Origin of the sequence: Acinetobacter sp. CIP 102529, from assembly GCF_000368325.1 — a bacterium.
Taxonomy (GTDB): Bacteria; Pseudomonadota; Gammaproteobacteria; order Pseudomonadales; family Moraxellaceae; genus Acinetobacter; species Acinetobacter parvus.
Map to the genome: position 1 here is coordinate 106,131 of NZ_KB849353.1, position 21,179 is coordinate 127,309.

18 protein-coding genes and 1 pseudogene are annotated in these 21,179 nt (G+C 42.0%); 10 read left to right on the top strand and 9 right to left on the bottom strand.

Annotated features, from left to right (window positions below; all coding sequences use genetic code 11):
* Positions 1-5 precede the first annotated feature (5 nt).
* The 3 genes and pseudogenes from F972_RS01425 to htpG all read left to right on the top strand — a co-directional run bounded on the left by F972_RS01425 (position 6) and on the right by htpG (position 3,710).
* Positions 6-1,370 carry a Na+/H+ antiporter family protein gene (locus F972_RS01425; RefSeq protein ID WP_004680731.1) on the top strand — a complete coding sequence of 455 codons (1,365 nt, stop codon included), beginning with the start codon at positions 6-8 and terminating at the stop codon, positions 1,368-1,370.
* Positions 1,371-1,416: 46 nt separating this feature from the next.
* A pseudogene (locus tag F972_RS01430) lies at positions 1,417-1,686 on the top strand (lysozyme inhibitor LprI family protein).
* 104 nt (positions 1,687-1,790) lie between these two features.
* Positions 1,791-3,710 carry a molecular chaperone HtpG gene (gene htpG / locus F972_RS01435; RefSeq protein WP_004756323.1) on the top strand — a complete coding sequence of 640 codons (1,920 nt, stop codon included), beginning with the start codon at positions 1,791-1,793 and terminating at the stop codon, positions 3,708-3,710.
* A gap of 91 nt (positions 3,711-3,801) precedes the next feature.
* Here htpG and F972_RS01440 read toward each other — a convergent pair whose 3' ends face one another.
* The 4 genes from F972_RS01440 to F972_RS01455 all read right to left on the bottom strand — a co-directional run bounded on the left by F972_RS01440 (position 3,802) and on the right by F972_RS01455 (position 7,903).
* Complete coding sequence (locus tag F972_RS01440) at positions 3,802-4,869, bottom strand: hypothetical protein (RefSeq protein WP_004763699.1); 1,068 nt, start codon at positions 4,867-4,869, stop codon at positions 3,802-3,804.
* A gap of 324 nt (positions 4,870-5,193) precedes the next feature.
* Positions 5,194-6,618 (bottom strand): hypothetical protein, encoded by a 1,425-nt coding sequence (locus tag F972_RS01445; protein ID WP_004680727.1) that lies wholly within the window; start codon positions 6,616-6,618, stop codon positions 5,194-5,196.
* Between the two features lie 11 nt (positions 6,619-6,629).
* On the bottom strand, positions 6,630-6,815 hold the full coding sequence (locus F972_RS01450; protein WP_004680726.1) for a hypothetical protein: 186 nt from the start codon (positions 6,813-6,815) through the stop codon (positions 6,630-6,632).
* A 392-nt stretch (positions 6,816-7,207) separates the two neighbouring features.
* Positions 7,208-7,903, bottom strand: coding sequence for a DsbA family oxidoreductase (locus F972_RS01455; protein WP_004680725.1), 696 nt, complete (start codon positions 7,901-7,903; stop codon positions 7,208-7,210).
* Positions 7,904-8,079: 176 nt separating this feature from the next.
* Between F972_RS01455 and F972_RS01460 the strand changes: the two genes are divergently transcribed.
* The gene (locus tag F972_RS01460) at positions 8,080-8,829 is read left to right on the top strand and encodes a hypothetical protein (RefSeq protein ID WP_004680724.1); all 750 of its coding nucleotides are present in this window, start codon (positions 8,080-8,082) and stop codon (positions 8,827-8,829) included.
* A gap of 58 nt (positions 8,830-8,887) precedes the next feature.
* Here the strand turns inward: F972_RS01460 and F972_RS01465 are convergent, their stop codons facing one another.
* Positions 8,888-9,586 carry a YidX family protein gene (locus F972_RS01465; protein WP_004763702.1) on the bottom strand — a complete coding sequence of 233 codons (699 nt, stop codon included), beginning with the start codon at positions 9,584-9,586 and terminating at the stop codon, positions 8,888-8,890.
* 304 nt (positions 9,587-9,890) lie between these two features.
* On the opposite strand from F972_RS01465, the gene F972_RS01470 reads away from it, so the two are divergent.
* On the top strand, positions 9,891-10,403 hold the full coding sequence (locus F972_RS01470; protein WP_004674372.1) for a hypothetical protein: 513 nt from the start codon (positions 9,891-9,893) through the stop codon (positions 10,401-10,403).
* A gap of 55 nt (positions 10,404-10,458) precedes the next feature.
* Here F972_RS01470 and F972_RS01475 read toward each other — a convergent pair whose 3' ends face one another.
* Positions 10,459-11,082: a PH domain-containing protein gene (locus F972_RS01475; RefSeq protein ID WP_004763704.1), complete on the bottom strand. Its 624-nt coding sequence runs from the start codon at positions 11,080-11,082 to the stop codon at positions 10,459-10,461.
* Between the two features lie 214 nt (positions 11,083-11,296).
* On the opposite strand from F972_RS01475, the gene F972_RS01480 reads away from it, so the two are divergent.
* Positions 11,297-11,587, top strand: a complete 291-nt coding sequence (locus tag F972_RS01480) for a hypothetical protein (protein WP_228127118.1) — start codon at positions 11,297-11,299, stop codon at positions 11,585-11,587.
* A gap of 45 nt (positions 11,588-11,632) precedes the next feature.
* Here F972_RS01480 and fadA read toward each other — a convergent pair whose 3' ends face one another.
* Both fadA and fadB read right to left on the bottom strand, forming a co-directional pair.
* The gene (fadA, locus tag F972_RS01485; protein ID WP_004756315.1) at positions 11,633-12,805 is read right to left on the bottom strand and encodes an acetyl-CoA C-acyltransferase FadA; all 1,173 of its coding nucleotides are present in this window, start codon (positions 12,803-12,805) and stop codon (positions 11,633-11,635) included.
* A 12-nt stretch (positions 12,806-12,817) separates the two neighbouring features.
* On the bottom strand, positions 12,818-14,971 hold the full coding sequence (fadB, locus tag F972_RS01490; RefSeq protein WP_004763706.1) for a fatty acid oxidation complex subunit alpha FadB: 2,154 nt from the start codon (positions 14,969-14,971) through the stop codon (positions 12,818-12,820).
* Between the two features lie 393 nt (positions 14,972-15,364).
* Between fadB and lpxO the strand changes: the two genes are divergently transcribed.
* From lpxO to pgsA, 4 genes are all read left to right on the top strand, one after another.
* On the top strand, positions 15,365-16,279 hold the full coding sequence (gene lpxO / locus F972_RS01495; RefSeq protein ID WP_004763708.1) for a lipid A hydroxylase LpxO: 915 nt from the start codon (positions 15,365-15,367) through the stop codon (positions 16,277-16,279).
* A 330-nt stretch (positions 16,280-16,609) separates the two neighbouring features.
* Positions 16,610-18,409, top strand: coding sequence for an excinuclease ABC subunit UvrC (gene uvrC / locus F972_RS01500; protein WP_004680714.1), 1,800 nt, complete (start codon positions 16,610-16,612; stop codon positions 18,407-18,409).
* A 104-nt stretch (positions 18,410-18,513) separates the two neighbouring features.
* On the top strand, positions 18,514-19,311 hold the full coding sequence (locus tag F972_RS01505; RefSeq protein ID WP_004756305.1) for a thioesterase family protein: 798 nt from the start codon (positions 18,514-18,516) through the stop codon (positions 19,309-19,311).
* A gap of 105 nt (positions 19,312-19,416) precedes the next feature.
* On the top strand, positions 19,417-20,004 hold the full coding sequence (pgsA, locus tag F972_RS01510; protein WP_004674390.1) for a CDP-diacylglycerol--glycerol-3-phosphate 3-phosphatidyltransferase: 588 nt from the start codon (positions 19,417-19,419) through the stop codon (positions 20,002-20,004).
* A 236-nt stretch (positions 20,005-20,240) separates the two neighbouring features.
* On the opposite strand, the gene F972_RS01515 is transcribed toward pgsA, so the two are convergent.
* On the bottom strand, positions 20,241-21,014 hold the full coding sequence (locus F972_RS01515; protein ID WP_004680712.1) for an IclR family transcriptional regulator: 774 nt from the start codon (positions 21,012-21,014) through the stop codon (positions 20,241-20,243).
* Between the last annotated feature and the right edge of the window lie 165 nt (positions 21,015-21,179).

The following is a 21,179-nucleotide window of genomic DNA, read 5'->3' on the forward strand; positions in this document are numbered from 1 at the left end:
AAGTTATGTTCGCGATTATTGCAGCGGTTGCTGTTATGTTCGGCCTATCCCTGGGGCGGGTTCCAGTTGTTTTTGCACTTGTAATTGGAGCTTTAACGGGAGGTTTGTTGGCAGGTCTGGGGGTACAGGGTACGTTAGATGCATTTAATAATGGTCTAGGCGGCGGTGCTCAGATCGCACTTGCTTATGGGGTGCTCGGTGCTTTCGCTTTGGCGCTTGCCCGTTCTGGCTTACCTGATTTACTTGCCTATAAATTGGTTAAAAGTCTAAAAAATGATGCAGATAATCGTACCCAGAAGAAAATGAAATTTCTCATTTTTCTTACAGTTGGTGCGGCTGCGGTGGCATCGCAAAATGTCATTCCAGTACATATTGCGTTCATTCCTGTCCTGATACCACCATTATTGATTGTTTTCAACCATCTACGCCTGGATCGTAGAGCGATTGCGTGTGTGCTGACGTTCGGTTTGGTCGCAACGTACATGTTTTTGCCAATGGGGTTTGGTGCGATCTTCCTGAATGATATTTTGGGACACAACATTAACCATTTTGGTCAAAGCTACGGCTTTCATATCAGCAATGATCAAATTCCGCGAGCAATGCTGATCCCTGTATCAGGAATGTTCCTGGGGATGTTAACAGCGGTTTTTATCAGCTACCGTAAACCGCGAGATTATGAGGACAAGGCCTTGCATAATGTTGCACGTAGTATCGTGGGTGAAATGACCCAGGAGCAGCAAGCACCCCAGATTGCAAAGTTCACGTTATTCATGGCTGCATTTGCCATTCTTGCAACGATTGTCGTACAGCTCTATTCAGATTCAATGATTGTCGCGGGCTTGGTCGGTGTGGCAATCCTGAGTTGTGCTGGAATCTTTAAATGGAAAGAAGCCGATGATGTGATTGTGACAGGTATGCGTATGATGGCACTGGTTGGTTTTACCATGATTGCTGCACAAGGTTTTGCTGCGGTCATTGAAGCAACCAATCAGGTTCCTGAGCTTGTGAAAGCAACAGCAGGCTGGATTGGGGACAGTAAGGCCCTGGCTGCCTTTGTCATGCTCTTGGTTGGTCTTTTGATCACACTTGGTATCGGTTCTTCATTTTCTACCGTACCGATCCTGGCTATCATGTATGTGCCATTATGTTTGCAGTTTGGTTTTAGTCCGATGGCAACGATCGCAATTATTGGGACTGCCGCCGCACTGGGTGATGCGGGTTCTCCAGCCTCTGATTCGACTTTGGGACCAACCGCTGGTTTGGGTGTTGATGGTCAACATGATCACATTTGGGATACTGTTGTGCCAACATTTATACACTTTAATATCCCACTGCTTATTTTTGGCTGGATTGCTGCAATGGTTTTATAAAAAATTAAAACAATGTTTAGGCTCTATTTTAGAGCCTTTTTTATTGATGGAGGCCAAATTAAAAGCTGAACAGCAAATCTGCCAGAATATTGGACTGAATGATGTTGATATAAAACTGGCAACCATCTATCAGATTATCCTGCTGCATTGCCAATGGGCGGGCGGGATGCAGAAAAGGACAAGCAGTTCCAGTGGTTAAAGCAGCGTAACTCCTATGGGGCCAATACACCATGCCTGAAACGTGCCTATGCACAGCAACAGTTGCAGCTTGACCAGTTGTTGCAGGATCGCGTAGTTGAGTCATGGGCCATTTTAATGGCGTGCGCGTATAAAAAATTTAGTCATAAGCATTGAAAAATCATAGAAATACTCCATTCATAAATCATTCTAAATTTAAGCCTCACAAATAAGGAGTGATTTATGAGTGAACAAGCCTCAAAAAATTATAGTTTCCAAGCTGAAGTTGCTCAGTTATTGCATTTGGTGACGCATTCCCTCTATTCCAATCCTGAAATTTTCCTACGTGAATTGATTTCCAATGCATCAGATGCCTGCGATAAGCTGCGTTTTGAGGGGATCAACCATCCTGAATATTATGAAAATGATCCAGACCTGCATGTTCGTGTCATTCTGGATAAAGACAACAAGACCTTGACCATTTCAGATAACGGTATTGGTTTAAGCCAGCAGGAAGCGATTGACAACCTTGGTACCATTGCAAAATCAGGCACCAAGGACTTTATGTCCAAACTGACAGGTGACCAGAAAGCCGATGCACAGTTAATTGGTCAGTTTGGTGTGGGTTTCTATTCAGGCTTTATTGTTGCCGATAAAATCACGGTGGAGTCCCGTCGTGCGGGGCTGGATGCGGCCGAGGGTGTGCGCTGGATCAGTGGTGGTACAGGCGAGTTTGAAGTTCAGCAAATTCATAAAGCGAGCCGTGGTAGCGACATCATTCTGCATTTACGTGATGATGCGCTGGAATATCTTGAGTCGTGGAAAGTTAAACAGATCATCAATAAATATTCAGACCATATTAGTCTGCCAATTGAAATGCAAAAAGAGGTTTGGCAAGAGGAAGAGGTTGCCGAGGGTGAGGAGCCTAAAGGCGGCCAAATGGTGAAGACGGATGAATGGGAAGCGATTAACTCAGCAAGTGCGTTATGGACACGTAATAAGAGTGAAATCACTGATGAGCAATACATCGAGTTTTATAAAAACCTGAGCCACGATTTTGCAGAGCCTTTGGCATGGGCGCATAACCGTGTTGAGGGCAGCACCGAATATACCCAGTTGCTGTATATCCCAAGTCAGGCGAAGCAGGACTTGTTCACGCGTGAGGCAAAGGCGGGCATCAAGCTCTATGTTAAACGTGTATTCATCATGGATGAAGCAGACAACCTGATTCCAAACTATTTACGTTTCGTTCAGGGCGTGGTGGACAGTGCCGATTTACCGCTGAATGTCAGCCGTGAATTGTTACAAGAAAGCCGTGATGTCAAAACCATTCGTGAGGGCAATGCTCGCCGTGTTCTAACCTTATTGGATGGCCTGGCAAAATCGGAAGATGAGAAAGATCAGGAAAAATTCAAGACCTTCTACACTGAATTTGGTTCAGTGTTAAAAGAAGGTCTGGGTGAAGATATGGCTAACCGTGAGCGTATCTTAAAGCTGTTACGTTATGCGACATCGACCAATGATGAAATCTCAACCTCTTTGGCTGACTATAAAGCCCGCATGAAAGAGGGGCAGAAAGCCATTTATTATGTGACAGCAGATAACTTAACCGCCGCGAAAAATTCACCACAGCTTGAAGTGTTCAAGAAAAAAGGCATCGAAGTGTTACTCATGGCAGACCGTGTCGATGAGTGGGCAATGAATTTTGTCTTTGAGTTTGATGGGACACCATTACAGAACGTGTCTAAAGGTGCGGTGGATTTAGGTGATCTACAGGATGCGGATGAGAAAAAGGCGCTTGAGGAAGCGGCTGAACAGTTTAAACCTGTGGTGGAGCGTTTAAGCACTTCATTGAAGGACAAAACCAAGGAAGTCCGTGTGACCACCCGTTTGGTTGACTCACCTGCATGTTTGGTCACCAGTGAGGGTGAACTCTCTCCACAGTTGATCCGTATGCTGAAACAGGCAGGTCAGGCGGTTCCTGAAAGCAAGCCAACGCTGGAAATTAATCCTGAACATCCATTAGTCAAAAAACTGGAAAGCTCAGCACAGTTTGATGACCTTGCCAACGTGATTTTTGATCAGGCGGTGATTGCCGAGGGCGGCTTGCCAGAAGACCCTGCGGCTTATGTCAAACGCATCAATAGCCTGTTGTTGAAGTAGCCCCTTAAATAATAAAAACCTCTGATCCGTCAGAGGTTTTTTGTCTCTATGGATAACATTGAAGTTATCCACAATTATGCTGGTGTTTTCATCAGAACAATGTTTCAAAGCGAATAAAAGTACTGACATAATGGCTACGGTCTTCGCGGTGGTCATTAAAATAATTGAGATCACCTTGCACATAAAACCATTCACGCCACAGTGGTTGTCGCCATGAGACAAAAGGTCCCCAGCTATTCAAACGCAAGTCATTGTCGTTGTAATAACCACCCGTATAAATGCCATAATTAAAACGATTGTGCGCAAAAAACTGATGTTCACGGAAGGTTCGATTATCCCAGCGTAAATCATCATCCTGTTTATCAGCATAGGTCAGGCTGAGCTGATTGGATAAAAAAGCTTGATTGGGACGAGCATGGATAAGTTCTAAATTAGTGCGAAGATAATTTTCACTTTGGCTGCCATAACGATAAATCTGTTCAGCATTGAACCTAAAGTCGTTATTTAATTCCCAATTCTTTTTCGCTCTTAAACGAAGATAAACATCGCTGCCTGAACGCAAACCAATATCGGCATCCGTTTCAAAAGGCAATTTCTTGGAGAGATCTGAGAAGCGTAGAGCAACAGAACCATTGTTATCACGCGTTTGTTTAGAATCGAATCTTTTATCAGGATCTTGGTTTGGCTGCTGATTGGTACTGGAAATATGATTATCAAACTCATCGTCCAGCGTATCATCACCGAAGACCAGACTCAGGCGTTTCTCCAGAGTTGAGAGCTTGATCTTCCCTCGAATACGGGGTTTCACCTCGTAATTGTCATATTCATTCCAGTAATTATCGAGCATAAAGCGGATGGTGGCGGAAGCAGGCTTTTCTGGATCTATCTCCCCAAACCAGTCATCAATCTTAACTGAGGTGCGGTCAGTCCATTCGCGGATAGTGCGCTGTTTGCGATCAATCCATGTTCTGTCTTCCGTTTCCACCGTTGGCGGCACAATCGGCTGATTGGACTGTTCAGGAAAAACAGTTGGGGTCGCATCCACCCATTTTGGAATATAGTCCAGAAAATTTTCAGATGTCGCTACTTCTGTCTGGGAAGACTGAGTTTGAGGCTGCGGTGGATTCTGTGGCTCAGTGTTTGAAGCCGCATAGACCATGCTGGCTGAACCTAAAGAGCACGCCATAAAGCTATAAAATAGAGGTCGTGACACTGTTTTTGGGAAAATCATCATAATGCAGGGTTATATATTGTTCTTACCCCCATTCTTGATGATTTACTGAATAAAATCAAGTGATAGACACAAAAAGTAGTCATATCAACAAAGCTTGTTGACACTTGGTTGGAGGATATTTCAGAGGTAGATAGTGAACAGGTCAATCAGTGGAAAATAAGGGCTTGCAATAAAAGTCCATCATCTCCAGCCACAACTGGAATGTTGTAGGAAAAAATGATGGACTAAGGGGTAAAATTTAGGATGGTTTTAAGATGATTCTGAGGCCGCACTGCTTTCCAGTGCCTGATAAAGGTCATGTACAGAAATGGGTTGTGGCAGGCGGCTAATCACCTGACGGATCAGTTGCCAGGTATATCCCTCGGCACGGTCCAGCAATAGGTATGGATAGGCCTGGTCTTCACTGGATAGCCTAACGCGTTCCGAACCGTGAATGATGCGGATTTTCTGGCGTTCCCTTAACAGGATAACAGGGGTTAGGAACGTTGCCGCAGTTTCCTCGAATGGAATGAATTTCTGAGTATTGATAAATGATACAGGGATATAAGGATATACCCGCTGGTCGCGCTGCCAGACCAGAGTACCATTCATGACACATTCATTAAACAGGGTTTCATGCTGGTGGTAATGCTGCTTGAAATTTGTCCAGCTGGTCTGATGGATGGAGCTGGTTGTGGTGTGACGCTGGTCGGTATAGGCCTGTAGGATGGTGGTCGCATATTCAATGTTGTGTGTACCCACGAGCACCACATAATGCGAGAACTGGCCCTGTGCATACAACTGCTCTGCAATAAAAACCTGTGCAGATTCCCAGATTGGCTGTGCGTCATTCTCTGCCTTGAGATAGAGCCAGTCGATTTTAATGTTCTGGTAAATGTCATTGTGCAGATCAACACGGTAAAGCGAAGGGAATGTACGTGCGTCAACACGTTCCAGACGACAGAGCAAACCATCCAGATTAAAGTCTTTCAGTGCAATTGGCTTGGCCTTGTTCAGGTTTGCTACGGGGCGTACATTCTGTTTAAAACCAGATTTGGCGCGTGTGGCGGTCGCCGTGGATGCAACAGGTTGTATTTTTTCCTGAATAAGTGCTTCCAGTTGAATCTGAAAGTTCGCTGTTTCCTCTCTCATTATAGATAGCGCATCCTTATGAGCTGCCTGACCTGAAAGGCCATCTGCCGAATTCTGTTGCATGGGTTCCAGAACAGGGATGAGGTGGTCAAGCTCATCATCTGTTTTTACATAGTCGCTGGCATGGCGCTGTAGCCATTTTAACGCATCCTGAGATGAGTTCATCCACGGGCTTTTAAGGAAAGACAGGGCAGGGCGAATCACCCACACTTGCCAGTGCTGTGCCTGACGTAAGGCGGCCCAGCCCATGTCCCCAGAAGCAAACAGGGCATTTTCAACGCGCCCCATAAAGTTAAAGGTGCCACGATAGGTCATGGTGTAGCCATAATCTGCGAGTTCTTCTGCGGAAAAATCTTCATTCTGGATAAATTGTTTGAACGGGATCAACTGGTCCTGAAAGGCAGGGTCATCACAAGATGCACAAATGTCTTTAATACGTTGTTTTGATTTTGCAATTTCAAAAAGCGAAGTTTTATTGTCATTGAGCCTATCAATGAGAGTTTTGAGCTCATCAACCAAAAGAGCTTTCTCTAATACGTCCATCAATAGTTTCCTTAGAGATAGGCTTGAGCCTGTTTTAAATAGTGAAGCAGTACAATATTGACAGCAATCCCTAACAGTCTGTATTCAGTTGTAGTCGTTGAAGTATGCTGTTTCGCCCACGTTACAAGCTGTTCAATGCATATTTGTTCTGGTGGGGTCCGACCTTTAATGAGGGCTTGTAACGCTTGCATTTCCATAACAAAAGAATGTCACTTTATGACGATTATAGAAGAAAACAATGCAAAATCCATAGCCTATGAGTTAGTAAAAAATCTCATTTAGCTATTCCAAATAGAGAAATTGTTCATGGTTTAGCTTTGAAAATAAAAACATTTTAAAAGTATGCATCGGTTAATTAGATCATAAAACTAAATTTTATCTGTAAATTTATGGCTGAGTTGTGACTAGCCGCACATATCTGCTGGTGAAAAGCCGAGCAAACAGGACCGCTGAAAAAATGACGGAATGATGACCCTGGATAAAAGGTGGTTTTTCGATGATAAAAGTTTGATATAAAAAGGAATTATACAGGCCTGTATATGAGTGGGTAAGCTTCGGACTGATGTTGAAGCTTACCCAATGACCAGCATTATTGAGGCTTGATTTCGCAACTTTCATCATTACATTGCGCAGCAGCATCCTGCTCAATTTCTGTTATTGCCGACTGCGCCTGTTGCAGCGCCTGCAAGAAAATCTCACGTGGCTGTGCACCAGAAAGTGTGAGTTTCTGGTCAAACACGAAAAACGGTACCCCTGTGATATTGAGCTGTTCGCGGGCAATTTTTTCATCGTGACGAACGAAATCGGTCAATTCATCTGAATCAAGCACATACTCGACTTCGGCATTGTCCAAACCAATCCGTGAGGCAATTTCCTCAACCACCTCACGCTCACCAATCGCCAAGCCCTCAGTCATGTAGGCATGGAAAAAGGCCTCTTCTGCCTCATTGCCCAGACCCTTGCTCTGTGCCAGATGGATGATGCGGTGGGCATTGAAGCTGTTGCCCGAGTTGGCTTTCTGCCATTGAAAATCAATGCCTTCAGTAGCCGCCATTGCAGCTACATGACGTTGCATCTCCTCCATTTCGGCATAGCTTCGGCCATATTTTCTGGCTAGGCGCTCAGTATTGGAGCCCTCATGTTTTGCAGGTGCGTTTGGGTCAAGTTCATAACTGTGCCAATGCACCTCCAGTTCAATACCTGCCTCTGCCGCCACATGTTCAAGACGTTTTTTACCGATATAACAAAAAGGACAGACCACATCTGACCAAATATCCACACGCATGGAATATCTCTACAATTTCAGTTAATTTGATAATAGGGGCGTAACTACGAAATTTAAAGCAATGAAAATGTAATGCTCCGTTACGAGAAATGAAATAAAAATCAATTAACAGTCTATGTTTGATTGATTAAACTTAAATTCAGAACATAAAAAATATAAATATACTTGGAGGCTGTATGCGCCGTTTTTTATTCTTGCTTGGGCTTGTGGTGATCTGTATCGGTTCTTTTCTTCTCTATCAACATCAATTACAGCAACGTGCTGCTGACAGTAAACAGATGTTTGAAGTGGTGATGGCTGAGAAAATGCGTGAGTTATATGATCAAGCGCAGGATTGGAGCAAGCCTATACAACTCAATGTGCATGATGATCGTTTATCTGGTGATTATAAGTTGATGTCCGAATTTCTACTTAGTTATTGGATGCAAAATGTTGAGGCAAGAAACGCTTATTTAAGGCAACTCAAAGCAGCAAATTGGGATACTTTTTTAGATGTCGAACGTTTAGATCAAGACCGTCAAAAAGGTTATCGTGAGACTGAAAAAATGCTTCATGATGTTCGAAAAATCTCGACTGAATACGGAATAAACAGACAGAAAATACAGGCAGATTCACTTGAACAAGCAAAAAATCTTGCCATTCATAATGAAATGAGAAAATCCTTACAAGAAAAATTGCAAAATAACCTGAAAACAGACAAGGAGCATGACATTTTTCCGATTGAACAACAAGTTATTGAGAAAGCACAAGCGATGTTTGATATGTTAAAAACTTACCCTTGGCAAAGAGAAGATAACAAGATTCTTTTTAAGGAAACAGCACAAGTCAAAAAATTTAATGCACTTTATCAAGATGTGCTCAGCTTAAATCAGAAGATGGATAAAATTAAGCAAAACAATGTTGAAGTATTAGATCAAGAATTATAATTTCGTGATGCAATGGTGCCTTGTATACATCATTGCATGACTGAGTGCGAGCTTAAGCTTAATCAAAGATCTTTTCTGCGGCTTGGAAAGGTAGACTCACCACATCAATCGCCACTGCAAATGGCAGCAGAACCAGTTTTTCGAAAGGATTCATGCCTGATTTGGATGCATAGCTTTGCTCTTTCTGGGTATAAATAGTGACCTGATAAGGCTTGCTCAAGGCTTTTAATGAGGTCAGGTTATTGGCAGCAGGATAGACCACACCTGCCAGCTTAATATCGAAGCAAAAGCGTTGTGCTCTCATTCGTTCGTCACTGGAGGAAGAACATTCCTTGGCGCCATTTTCAATAAAAAACTCCAGATCTTTTTTGCTTAAATCCTCTTTAAGCTTTACATAGGAAAGTGGCAAGGTGCCCGAAAAATTTCCATCGTTCTTTTCAGAATAGAAAGTTAGGTCGCGTGTGATCTGAATATTTTTAGGGTCAAGCTTGCCAATCAAGCTCACAAACTGGGAGCCACCCTGTGTGAGGATATAGCTATTCTTTTGTCCTGCAATGACGATGCTGTCTCTGGGTAAATTTGCGGCTGCCTGTGCAGGCTGTCCGAAAGCAACCACATTGTCTTCAACCAAAGTGACTCTGGTGGTTCGATTATAGGTTTTACCATCTTTGGTGATGAGGGTTTTGGTAGCACAGCCAGTTAAAAATGTGGCAATGATTGCTGTACCAAGTGTTGCCTTGACCAGGGGTGAAAACATCCATTTACTCCTAATATTTTGAATTCTAAATTAAAATAATGATTGATATTGATATAATCCTGAAAGAACGATAATAAAAAATCTTTGTATAAGCGAGGGTTTTATCAACCAAATATGACCATATTTACAAAGATTAAACATAATCAGTCTCAAACATGGATTTTATCTTTGGTTCAAATTTTGAATCATGGTGACCGTTTATCTGAGCCATACTGAATTGAACAGCACTTTGTTGTAGCCTATTCATAGATGCTTTTATTTAACTCACTGTTTTCTTATGGATGAGAGATATTTGGAGCAAGCGATGAACTTTCTAAAACGATCTGTCTTTCTTTCCCTATTTGCTTTTATGGCATTACCAACCGTGCAGGCAGAAGAGGTGACTACATTGCCAACGATTCGCGTGATGGCTGAATCTGAGTTGCGTGAAGAAGTGGGACCTGTTCCATTTCAGGAAGACATGAAAGTGCGTCAGGCTTTGCAACACCGCATATATAAGACCCATAGTGATATGCAGAATGAGCCAATAAAAGAAAGCACAGTTACAGTCGATTATCAGCCGAAAGTAGACGATCCTGATCCATCGCAGATTCCATTGACATTGCAACCCTATAATATTTTTGCTGTGGCGGCGGGTTTTCAGTCATCAGACCCAACCAATGGGCTTTTTAAAATGTTGCAACCTTTTAATATTACTCGTGATAATGTCGATGGCATTCGTGATGGAACAATAAAAATTAATTTTGATGCGGTTTTGAGATTACAGCAGCAGATTCGGGATGAGTTAAAAAGTCAAAATCAATTTCTTATGCGCTAAAGATTTTGAATTGTTGTTGGGAAAACCCCCACATATATAATGCGGGGGTAGCCTTTTATTGTTTTAGATAACGTTCAAAAATCCTAGAGAAATCATAATTTTCTATTTGTTTTCTGCGCTCTGTAAACTTGTTTTCAACCTGGATTGTGGTTTGTGAAATAATATCTGGCAAGTTTAGCAAAACCTGTTCTGATATTTCACGTAAGGAAAACATATTATTTACAGCTTGCTGAGTGATCACCAAAGAATTCATTTGTCTTTCAATTTCTTTGCATGCTTCGCCAATACTAAATAGGGCTTTATATAGATCACGGACTTTTTCAATTTGTGATTTTTCAATATCAATTGAATAACTTGCACCACCGAGTTGGAATTTGATTTCGACGTCCCGATCAATTGTACCTGCTGTTTCTAGAAGTACCCGACTGATTTGATTGTGTTTATAGGGATAACGATAAAGGGTACGTTTTTTACTGACAGCACTGGTTCCATCTAAATGTATAAAGGCAGTATTGGTAAAGCAATACTCATCCGTTTTTGCCTTGATCAAGAAGAAAATCTTTTCATTGTCTTCATGGAAAATATAGTCATCAATATCAGTTTTATCATAATCTTGCGGTTCAATAATCTTACCGATATCACTGGTTCCCATTAAATCTGCTGCCATATTTTTAAACATTGTTAGAGCCTTATCGTTTATTGGAGTTAGGATCATAATTGGCGAAGTATTGTTCTGTCTAGATTGAGTTTTTCATTAGGTGATATTTACCGTTTATCAGAGCTCTACTGAATCAAGCAAAATTTTGCTGTAGTCTTAATAAGTTGAATAGGCATTAAAATCGTGCTGAATATTAAAATTTAATAAACTAAAGAAATTACATTTTGAGAGAATCTTGAATAAATTTAATATTTTAATAAAAGAGAGAGGAGTTTTGCTTCTTTTTCTTATGGGACTGGCTTGGTTAACATTACCATCGAAATGTAGTTCGGAAAGTTGTGCTTATACAGCAATTTTAGCTGGGTTATTTACCTTTGGTTTGATGATTATTGTAGGAGTATTCCTTTTAAATTCTTGGTATAGATTAGTTAAAGAAGAAAATGAAAATAACGCGACAATCAAAGATTTTTTGATTTTGGTTTTAATATCTATCATTTATCTGGCGCAATGGTTTTTAATGCCATAAAAAATCCTCGCCGAAGCGAGGATTTTTGCTTATCAAAAGAGTGTATTACACACGTTCGATAATAGTCGCGATACCTTGACCAAGACCGATACACATCGTCGCAAGACCGATTTGAGTATCTTGTTGTTCCATCACGTTTAACAATGTTGTTGTGATACGTGCACCTGAACAGCCCAATGGGTGACCCAATGCAATCGCACCACCATTCAAGTTGATGATGTCTTGTTTGTCATAGACGCCTAAGCCTTTCATGACTGATAAGCCTTGAGCAGCAAATGCTTCGTTTAATTCGATCGTTTGGATATCCGCCATCGTTAAACCAGCACGTTTAAGCGCTTTTTGAGTTGCTGGTACTGGACCGTAACCCATGATCGCAGCATCACATCCTGCAATAGCCATAGAACGAATCACAGCACGTGGTTTTAAACCAAGCGCTTGAGCACGTTCAGCAGACATAACTAACATTGCAGAAGCACCGTCAGAAAGAGCAGAAGAGGTTGCTGCTGTTACTGAACCACCTTTAGGATCGAAAACTGGTTTCAACGCTTTGAATGCTTCAAGGTTTGCGTCAGCACGAATCACTTCGTCGATGTCGCAAAGGATTTTGAAACCATTTGCATCATGACCTTCAACACCCACGATTTCGTTTTTGAAACGACCTTCTTGTGTTGCAGCCCATGCACGACGGTGAGATTCAACACCGAACGCATCTTGTTCTTCACGAGAGATACCGTTCATACGACCTAACATTTCAGCAGTTAAGCCCATCATGTTAGATGCTTTTGCATAGTGTTTAGATGCTTCAGGGTTAAGGTCGATGCCGTGCATCATACCTACGTGACCCATATGCTCTACACCACCGATGATGAAGATGTCACCTTGGTTGGTCGCAATTTGTGCAGCAGCAGTATGAAGTGCTTGCATAGAAGAACCACAAAGACGGTTAACGGTTTGACCGCCAGCAGTCTTTGGAATATCAGCTAATAAACCAATGTTACGAGCAATGTTCATACCTTGCTCTAAAGTTTGGTTTACACAACCCCAAATGATGTCTTCAACTTCGTTGGTATCAAACTGGTTACGAGCAACAAGTGCACGTACTAATTCAGCAGATAAACTGTCGGCACGTACATTGCGGAACATACCGTTACGTGATTTGCCCATGGCAGAACGAACGCCATCAACAATCACAACGTCACGTGGATTTAAAGTAGCCATTCACGTCGCTCCTTAACCGTAGAATTTTTTGTTGTTAGCAGCCATGTCACGCAACATTTGTGGCGCTTCATAAGCTTTACCTAAGTGTGCATATTTATCGCAAAGCGCAACGTATTCAGCAACACCAGTTTGGTCGATATAACGGCATGGACCACCACGGAATGGAGGGAAACCTACACCCATGATCATCGCCATATCTGCTTCAGAAGCAGTTGCAACGATGTTGTCTTCTAAGCAACGAACTGTTTCGTTACAGAAAGCAAGCATCATACGGTCAATGATTTCTTGTGGATCAAATTCACGTTTTTCGCCAGTCACGAAAGGCGCAATGATTTCGTAAGCTGTTGGGTCAACAGTTTTCGCTTTCTTACCTTTCTTGTCTAACACATATTTGTAGAAACCAACATCGTTCTTTTGACCAAGACGTTTTGCTTCGTACATCGCTTGGATAGAACCTTTGTAATCTGGCTTCATACGGTCAGGGAAACCTTCAGCCATCACTTCTGCGCCATGTACACCTGTATCGATACCAACAACGTCGATCAAGTATGCAGGACCCATAGGCCAACCGAATTTCGCCATTACATTATCAACTTGCTGGAAGTCAGCACCGTCTTTAACGAGTAGGTCGAATGCACCGAAGTAAGGGAACAATACGCGGTTTACCAAGAAACCTGGACAGTCGTTTACAACGATAGGTGTTTTACCCATTTTCTGAGCAAGAACAACAGTTGTTGCGATTGCTTCATCAGAAGTTTTTTCACCACGAATCACTTCAACCAATGGCATCATGTGTACTGGGTTGAAGAAGTGCATACCAACGAAGTTTTCAGGACGTTGTAATGCTTTCGCAAGGCGTGTAATCGAGATTGTAGATGTGTTAGATGCGATGATCGTGTTTTCACGAACATGCTTTTCTGTATCTGCAAGTACGATTTCTTTAACTTTAGGGTTTTCAGTTACCGCTTCGATCACGATATCCACTTCTTTAAACTCGTCATAGCTTAAAGTTGGACGGATGCGAGCAAGCGTTTCACCCATTTGCGCAGGTTTCATTTTCTTGCGTTCAACTTGCTTTGTTAGCAAGCCATTCGCTTCTTTCATACCTAATGCAAGTTGTGGGTTACCAATATCTTTCATGATGATTGGAGTGCCTTTGCTTGCCGCTTGGTAAGCAATACCACCACCCATAATACCAGCACCTAATACAGCTGCTTGGTTTACAGGATGAGCACCTTTTTCATATTTTTTCGCAGTTTTCTTCACAACTTGATCGTTGATGAATAAACCGATAAGTGCGCCAGCTTGTGGTGTGATCGCAGCTTTAGCGAAACCTTGAGCTTCTGCTTTTAATGCGTCGTCACGAGTTGAGCTTGCACCTGCTTGTAATGAGTCAAGCAATAATTTAGGAGCAGGGTATTGCGCAGGGTTTGCTTTAGCAAGAACCGCACCTTTCGCTGTATTGAACGCCATCATTTGTTCAAGTGGGTTCAATTTAATTGCGTCTAATTTTTCTTGATGCTTTGCTTTCCAGTTCAAACGACCAGCAAGTGCTTGTTTAACTAAGTCAACAGCAGCTTCTTGAAGTTTGTCAGCAGCAACAACTGCATCTACAGCACCATCTTTAAGCGCAGCAGCTGGCTTCTTAGGATTCGCCATTGCCATCCATTCAACAGCATTGTCGATACCGATCAAACGGCTTAAACGAACGCTACCACCAAAACCAGGATAGATACCAAGTTTGATTTCTGGTAAGCCAACTTGTGCTTGTTCAGACATGACACGGTAGTCACACACTAAGCACATTTCAAAACCGCCACCAAGCGCCATGCCATTGATCGCAGCAACTTTAGGCATTTCTAAATCTTCAAAGCTATTGAAGATTTCGTGTACAGGAATAAGCCAATCAATGATTGCTTGTTCACCAGCAGCGAAATTGTCGCCAAATTCAGTGATGTCTGCACCCACGATAAATGTTGATTTACCAGAGGTAACAACTAAGCCTTTAATGTCGTTATTGGCTTTAACTGCAGCAATCGCTGCCTGGAAGTCTTCGATGGTTGCACGGTTAAATTTATTAACCGACTCACCTTGTAGGTCAAAGCGGAATTCTGCAATTCCGTCCGCAAGCATTTGGACGGTAATGGCATTGCCAGCGTGGATCATGCCTGATCTCCTTGTTGTGGAGGATTCTAAGTTGATGTCATAAAGCTTATGCGCCTGGAAAGGCGCAAAAATGCTTCGCTAATCTTACGATAACTATATCCAAAAAGAACATAACAAGTTGTATCAAGCCGTGACGCGAGGGTCATCAATTTGTTGTAACTCATCGATTGTGTGAATCAGCTAGGCCATAAAAATGGGATAACAGTGTATTCCACTTTCTTCAAAGATGGGTTTGGATAGAGGATAAATATCGTTTTTGTTCGATTTAAGTAAGGAAAATTGGTGTTTAAGTACTTAAATTTGGTAAAATAGTCGGCTTATTTTTTGTGTGCGATTTGGAAAATTTGCGATCAAATTGGCATTGGGTTTTCATCTGGGCAGATAGAGTAAGTTATGATTAAGTGGATCATATTAGCGATATTTATCATTTCTGCGTTGTATATTCAGCGCCGTGGTAAAGTGAAACATTCGTTTTATCGTCAGTTTTTTGACCATTCAACCATTCTGGCACCCATTAATTTTTTAATGTACCTCTTTTCCAGAGTGCCAAACCAGCCGTATATCGATACCCAGTATTTTAAGGATTTAAAGATTCTTGATGAAAACTGGGAAATGATTCGGGATGAGGCCAAGGCCCTATATGACAAGGGTGGCATTAAGGCATCCAGCAGCTATGATGACTTGGGTTTTAATTCTTTCTTTAAAACAGGCTGGAAACGTTTTTATCTGAAATGGTATGACTCGGCACATCCATCTGCGGCTGAACTCTGCCCGAAAACAACGGCTTTATTAAAGACATTACCTAGCATTAAGGCGGCAATGTTTACCGAGCTTGCACCAGATAGCCGTTTAGTTCGCCATCGTGATCCTTATGCGGGTTCATTGCGTTACCATTTAGGTTTGATTACACCAAATGATGATCGCTGTTTTATTGATGTCGATGGTCAGCGTTATTCATGGCGTGACGGTGAAAGTGTCGTGTTTGATGAAACTTATATTCACTATGCGGAAAATACCACTGACCAGAATCGTATTATCTTTTTCGCTGATGTGGAACGTCCATTAAAAACCCGTTTTATGCAAAAGTTTAACCACTGGTTTGGAAAAAGTGTCATGACCGCAGCTAGTTCACCTAATGAGGCAGGCGATCAAACAGGTGGCTTAAATAAAGTCTTTGGTTATGTTTATCAAATTCGTATCAAGGCCAAAGCGTTAAAGGCTAAAAATCGTCAGCTTTACTATTTCCTGAAATGGTTCATCATGTTAGGGCTATTTTTCTTAATTTTTATTCGACCTTATGTATTTTAAGTCTGAATGAGATCAACGCCCGAAAGGGCGTTTTTTTATAACGATGATTTAGTTATTTATTTGTTTATAAATGTTGGCAAAAACAAATTCAGTTGAGTACTCAAGATTATATTGAATCTTATCCAACCCAAAATCTGTCACATGTAAATGAACTAGCCTGTGATTTCTTTAATGGGTCTGCATTTAATAGCGCTGAACAAGCATTGAGTCGAGTCTTTAAATGATAGGTGTTATTTGAGTTATTGAATTGATGGATTTTAGCTCAATTGACTTGAAATTGATGTATGCAGACTACATCATCGAAAGCATTACTGATGATGAAAGTCTGCTGTGAATCCAAACGCGCGTGAACATATTGAAAAAATCCTGACTCATATGACTCAATTGCCTGGTGTTTATAAAATGCTCGGCAAAGATGGAGAATTACTGTATGTCGGAAAAGCCAAAAACTTAAAGAATCGTGTATCCAGCTATTTTGTTAAAACCATTGAACATCCCAAAACACAGGCATTGGTTGCCCGTATCTATGATATTGAGACATTGGTTGTCCGTTCTGAAACTGAAGCGCTACTGCTTGAACAAAATCTGATTAAATTACATCGTCCGCCATACAATATTATGCTGCGCGATGATAAATCCTATGTCTATATCTTCGTCTCGGCAGACAAGCCCTATCCCCGCATTGCCAGTGGGCGTGGCAAGGGCAAGCATCAGGTCGGCAAGTTTTTTGGGCCTTATCCCAGTGCTTATAGCGCTAGAGATACGCTACTTGTATTACAAAAATTATTTAATGTGCGCCAATGTGAAAATAGTTATTTTTCACAACGTAAACGTCCTTGTTTACAGTATCAGATTAAACGTTGTACAGCGCCTTGTGTCGGTCTGATTAGCCCTCAGGACTATAAGGAAGATGTCGATAATTCAATTCGTTTTTTACAGGGTGATACCAAAGAACTCAATCAAGAGCTGATTGGAAAAATGGAACAGGCCGCCGAAGCACTGGAATTTGAAAAAGCGGTGTTCTATCGGGACCGTTTGGCCTTGCTACGTGAGGTTCAGGCACAGCAGGCGGTATTTAAGATCAAGGGTGAGGCCGATATTTTGGCGATTGCCCATCAGGCAGGCGTAACCTGCGTCCAGATCATGTATGTGCGGAATGGGCGTATGCTGGGCGGAAAAAGTTATTTTCCTGATATGTTGGGAGATGACCTGGGCCAGATGCTTACTGATTTTATGGCCAACTTCTATTTTCAGGTGGCGGATGAGGTGCCAACTGAGTTGATTGTAAATGTAGATATTCCCGACCAAAAACAATTAGAAGAAGCATTACAACAAACCTTCAATAAGAAAGTTCAAATCAAACATAAAGTGCGTGAAACGCGGGCAGAATGGCAAGAGCTGGCACAAATGAATGTGCAGCATGCCATTAAAGGTAAACTCAGCAACCATTTGGAATTGAACGAGCGTTTTCATCAACTTGAACAAGTGGTTGGTCGTCCCATTGACCGAATTGAATGCTTTGATATCAGTCATACTATGGGTGAAGCACCGATTGCTTCTTGTGTGGTGTTTGATCAGGGCGGTGCGAGAAAGCGCGATTATCGCCAGTTTGCGATTCAGGATATTACGGGCGGGGATGATTATGCGGCGATGCGTCAGGCACTGATCCGTCGCTATAAAAAGAATATGTTGCCTGATCTGCTCCTGATTGATGGCGGTAAGGGGCAACTGCATATGGCCATGGAGGTGATGCAGGAACTCCAGCTCGATGCTTTTATGATTGGTGTTTCTAAAGGTGAGGGACGTAAACCGGGATTAGAAACGCTGCATTTTACCGATGGGACAAAAATTCAATTACCCGAAGACCATAAAGCTTTACACCTCATCCAACAAGTGCGAGATGAAGCGCATCGTTTCGCCATTACCAAACATCGAGCTAAGCGTGATAAACGCCGTAGTAGTTCAGTTTTGGAAGCTATTCCTGGGCTAGGGCCAAAACGCCGTCGTGATCTACTCACTCATTTTGGTGGGATTCAGGGTGTTTTAAAAGCTTCAGAAAAAGAGTTGATGCTGGTGCCAGGCCTAGGAGAAGTGATGGCAGGGACAATTTATAAAATTCTGCATGAATAATTTGACCGATTGGCTCAATCTCTCAATGACTGATGCGTCAATAATCATTCACAAACAGGGAAAAACATTTAAAGATAAGATGGTTTGACAATTAAGGAAAGATAATGTCATTGCTTCCGCTGTATCAACAGGTTGAACATCAAGAGTGGATTGATATTCCCTCAGGATGGTTACAAGGTCGCACCGTATTTGGCGGTTTAGTTGCAGGATTATTAATCCAAAAGGCGCAGAGCGTGGTTCATGATACAACAAAGCAGTTATTGAGTTGTAATGTGACCTTTATTGGTCCTGTGCAAGAAGGGCAGGCTAAACTCACGGCGGAGGTGTTGCGAGAGGGTAAATCGGTTACAACCTTAGAAGTGCGGTTATGGCAAGCAGATACGGTACAAAGTATATTAATTGCGAGTTTTGGTTCGCAGCGTGAATCTCGGATTCATGTGCAAAATCTACCGCAAATTCCTGATTATCAGTTGCCTGCGCAGTTGGAAAAAACAGCTTATATTGAAGGCTTAATGCCACAATGTTTGCAACAGTTTGAACTATGTTGGGCTGAAGGATATTATCCAATGGCTGGCAGCAAAGTGCCTGACTTTGGTGGATGGTGTCGTTTTATACCTCAGTTGCATCCAAATCGCGAAATGAAACTAGCCGATCTATTTGGATTGATGGATGTGTGGCCACCTGGTGTGTTGCCCATGTTTAAAACCCCTGCACCTGCAAGCTCATTAACTTGGCAAATTACCTATTTGCAGCCGATTGCTCATCAAGTACAGGATTGGTTCAAATACAAAGTAGTGACTGAATATGCTGAACATGGTTATTCAACCGAGTATGCTTATCTTTGGGATGATGAAAATCGACTGATTGCGGTACTTCGACAAACAGTTGCCGTTTTTGCCTAGTCGACACTGCCGTGCATTTCGTATAAAGTTGCTTACACATGGATACAATCTCGGCACATCCTTTGTGCGACATGCATATTTGATGCGAACAACATGGCGGTGTTTATGAGCACAGGGCGAATCCTGAACATTCCTAATATTTTAACTTTGGCGCGTATTGCCCTTATTCCCGTGTTTCTGGCAATTGCCTATTGGCCGCCTGCCATTGGGATTGCTGAGCATCATGGGGGAATGATGCGACATCTGATATTGACTGCAATCTTTGTTCTTGCAGCAGTGACAGATTGGTTCGATGGGTATTTAGCTCGGACTTTGAATCAGACTTCTGCTTTCGGGCGTTTCCTTGATCCTGTTGCTGATAAGCTGATGGTTGCGGCGGCATTGATCGTACTGGTGCAATGGCAACCGACCATTTCAATGGCTTTTGCGGCGATTGTGATTATTTCCCGTGAAATTACTGTTTCAGCATTGCGTGAATGGATGGCTGAATTGGGTGCACGTACCAGTGTGGCAGTTTCTACGGTAGGAAAGTACAAAACAGCATTTCAAATGATTGCGATTAGTGTGTTTCTGCTCAACTGGAAACCACTGGAAATGTGGGCCTATGCCTTGCTTTATGCGGCAGTGATTTTGACGTTGTGGTCGATGTTTATTTATATGAAAGCAGCATGGCCTTATCTGAAACAGCCCTAACTATTTTTCTGTATTGCCATATAAATTAAGGCCTTTCTTTTGAAAGGCTTTTTTATATCTGCTCATAAAAAAACAGGCAAGAAAAAAGCCCATAACAACAATGAGCTTAGTTCTCTAACTCTAAGGAAAAGTCATGCTCTTTTGGGGAGAGTATGCTGAAGAACAGAATCATCATATGAGAATTTTTTGTTATTTACAACGCATAAAAATGTAAATGTTTTTTAATATTCTCAGGTTTAATTTCCCTGACTTTCAGAAAGGGTGGCAAATTTATGCTCAATCTGTGCGGCATTGCCTTGCAAGATTTCAATCAGTTTTTGAATATTTAGAAAGTGAAAACGGTTCTTTGAGGCAAGCAAAGTCAATGCAATGGGTGCTTCTTTGTTTGAGAAACGAATTGGCACTGAAAGGCCACAAATCATTGGGTCAATCTCACCCTGTGATAAATAGAAGCCCTGTTTCTTGATTTTTCGCATTTGCTGCATGAATTCATCGAGACTATGGGCAAAGCCTACCTGAGCAAGTTCCTGAGTAAACTGGTGATAATAAGCTTGAATCTGTTGCTTGGAGAGATGAGCAATCACAATTTTGGGTGAAGCACCTACATAAACAGGGCGTGGACAACCCCTGCCGTATGAGATGAGTTCTGCTTCTTTAAAAGTTTCATGATGCAGGTCGATGCAATAGTCATGGTTCAGGTAGGTCAGCAGGCAGCATAGTTCGGTACGTTCCACGATATCCCGCATAAAGGGGATGCTGATTTGCACCAATGGGTCGGTACTGTGTGAAATATAATCCAGAACCGCAATTTTAGAACCTAAAGTGTAGTCACCTGATGTACCACTGATCCGCTTTAGCATATCAGTTGACACCAGTTCCTTGAGGTAACGGTAGGCGGTTGGTTTGGAAAGACCGAGCTCATCACAAATGATATCGACATTGATAATCGGGCGTGAAACTGAAAACAAGTCCAGCACGGTGAGAATTTTACCAAAACTCGAAATTGCCATGATGAGAAATCTACTCCTTAAAATAACCTTAAAACCGAACTTTTATTGCTTTATAACAGAAAAATTTAAGGTCGGATATGGACTTTTGGACTTGATCGGCAGGCAAGATTAAATTAATGCCGCTGCTGAGAAAATAATGGTGTTTTAAAAGTATTATTCTAAATT